Annotated in this window: 2 protein-coding genes and 1 pseudogene; all 3 read right to left on the bottom strand. The window is 42.2% G+C overall.

The window, feature by feature from the left end; all coding sequences use genetic code 11:
• Positions 1-335, bottom strand: a pseudogene (locus ACTF6W_RS00865) (single-stranded-DNA-specific exonuclease RecJ); the annotation flags it as partial.
• 9 nt (positions 336-344) lie between these two features.
• Complete coding sequence (glpX, locus tag ACTF6W_RS00860; RefSeq protein ID WP_438992650.1) at positions 345-1322, bottom strand: class II fructose-bisphosphatase; 978 nt, start codon at positions 1320-1322, stop codon at positions 345-347.
• Positions 1323-1384: 62 nt separating this feature from the next.
• Positions 1385-2032: homoserine dehydrogenase (locus ACTF6W_RS00855; protein WP_438992649.1), on the bottom strand; the 648-nt coding region annotated here is incomplete at its 5' end.

Raw genomic sequence — 2032 nt, 5'->3', positions numbered from 1 at the left:
GCCCCATCAACATCATAATCACCAAAAACGGCTACTTTCTCACCCGAAACAATGGCATCCGCAATTCGGTTGCAGGCTTTATCCATATCTTTAAAATGGGAAGGGTCAGGAAGCGTTTCCTTTAAGGTTGGGTTTAAAAATGTAGTGGCTTCATCAACAGTTATACCGCGCCCGACAATAACACGCGCCACAATTTCCGGCAGATCATGATTTTGAGCAATTGCTTGCACGAAACGATTTTCAGCAGGGCGCGCTACCCAAGCCCGCCCTGTAATTGATTTTTCCACAGCCAAGATTAAGTCATGCTCGGCTATGGAATTTTGATCATTCGTCATAAAGATATATTAAGTTAATTTAATTTCGCGGTTGTGTTCGGTTTGGATGCGGCGAACCGTTTTTGATGCTGAACGCATCACAACTGTTTCCGTCGTGTATCCTTTACCGTCAATCGTTGTATGAACACCACGAAGTAAAGTACCGTCAGTAACACCTGTTGCAGCAAAAATAACATCACCCGCGGCCATTTCTTCAGTTGAATATTTACGGTCAAGGTCTTCGATACCCCATTTACGCGCACGTCCACGTTCAGTATCATTTCTGAATGTCAAGCGGCCTTGAATTTGTCCACCGATACAGCGAAGTGCCGCCGCGGCAAGAACACCTTCAGGTGCGCCACCTGATCCCATATAAATATCAACAGATGTATCAGGATTTGTTGTGTCAATAACACCGGCAACATCACCGTCACCAATTAATTTTACGCGCGCGCCACAAGCACGAACTTTTTCAATAATATCACCATGTCGAGGACGGTCTAAAACACAAACCAATATGTCGCTTACTTGACGGCCTTTTGCATCGGCAACGGCTTTAATATTTTCTTCTACTGATTTATCAAGATCAATAATACCTTTAGGAAGACCTGGGCCAACAGCAATTTTATCCATATAAACATCAGGAGCGTTTAAAAGGTTACCTTTTTCAGCTAGTGCAACAACAGCAAGTGAATTTTGCATTGCTTTCGCAGCGATTGTTGTTCCCTCTAATGGGTCAAGTGCAATATCAATTTCAGGACCATTACCGGTGCCGACTTCTTCACCGATATAAAGCATAGGCGCTTCATCGCGCTCACCTTCACCGATCACAATACGGCCTTTAATATCGAGTTGATTAAACTCATTACGCATAGATTCAACGGCGGCAGCGTCAGCTGCTTTTTCGTCACCCATACCCACAAGTTTTGCTGCTGCAATTGCGGCTGCTTCTGTGACACGTACTAATTCGAGTACGAAGATACGGTCCAATGTTGAATTAACTGCCATAATTATTTCCTATTTTTAAAAAATATTTACTAATATTTCTATGTGGCGAATATAACTGAAATTTATAATTTTTCAATTCTTATAGACATAGTTGGTTCTAATACAACAGAAAGTTCATTAATTCGATTAATGGCATCTCTTAATGCGGTTTCCGTTGTTTCGTGTGTGGCGATGGCAACATAGACTTTTCCTTGCACTTCCGCCGGCTTTTGTTTCATTTGATCAATTGAGACGCCTGATTCTTTTAAAGCGGATGTAATATCAGCCATAACACCGGTTTCATCGTTAGCGAGAATACGAATATAATATTCTCCTTTACGCTGATTAATTGATACAGGCTCAGCATCCACCAATGTTGATGCAGGCTTAAAGAAAGCTGGCCCCGTATGACCGCGTGCGATATCAATTAAGTCAGCAACCACAGCAGATGCGGTTGGCCCCTCACCTGCACCACGGCCCTGATAAAACGTTCGATCAATATAATCGCCATCAACAACTAATGCGTTAAATCCGTCCATCACGCTTGCGATCGGAAGGCTTCGATCAATCATCACAGGATGTACACGTTGGCTTAATGTACCATTTTCATATTTTGTCATGCCCAGTAATTTGATACGAAAACCAAATTCTTTGGCGTTTTCAATATCAATTCCTGCGATTTTACGAATTCCTTCGATGTAGACATTTTTAAAATCAGTTTTTGTGCCAAA

This window comes from Pseudemcibacter sp. (assembly GCF_965661635.1).
GTDB lineage: Bacteria > Pseudomonadota > Alphaproteobacteria > Sphingomonadales > Emcibacteraceae > Pseudemcibacter.
The sequence above is the reverse complement of the archived record's forward strand: the minus strand, read 5'-3'. Positions and strand labels throughout refer to the sequence as shown.

What these genes read in the sequence shown, in the direction of transcription:
- glpX (WP_438992650.1), bottom strand. Translation starts at nt 1,322, where the DNA reads ATGGCAGTTAATTCAACATTGGACCGTATCTTCGTACTCGAATTAGTA.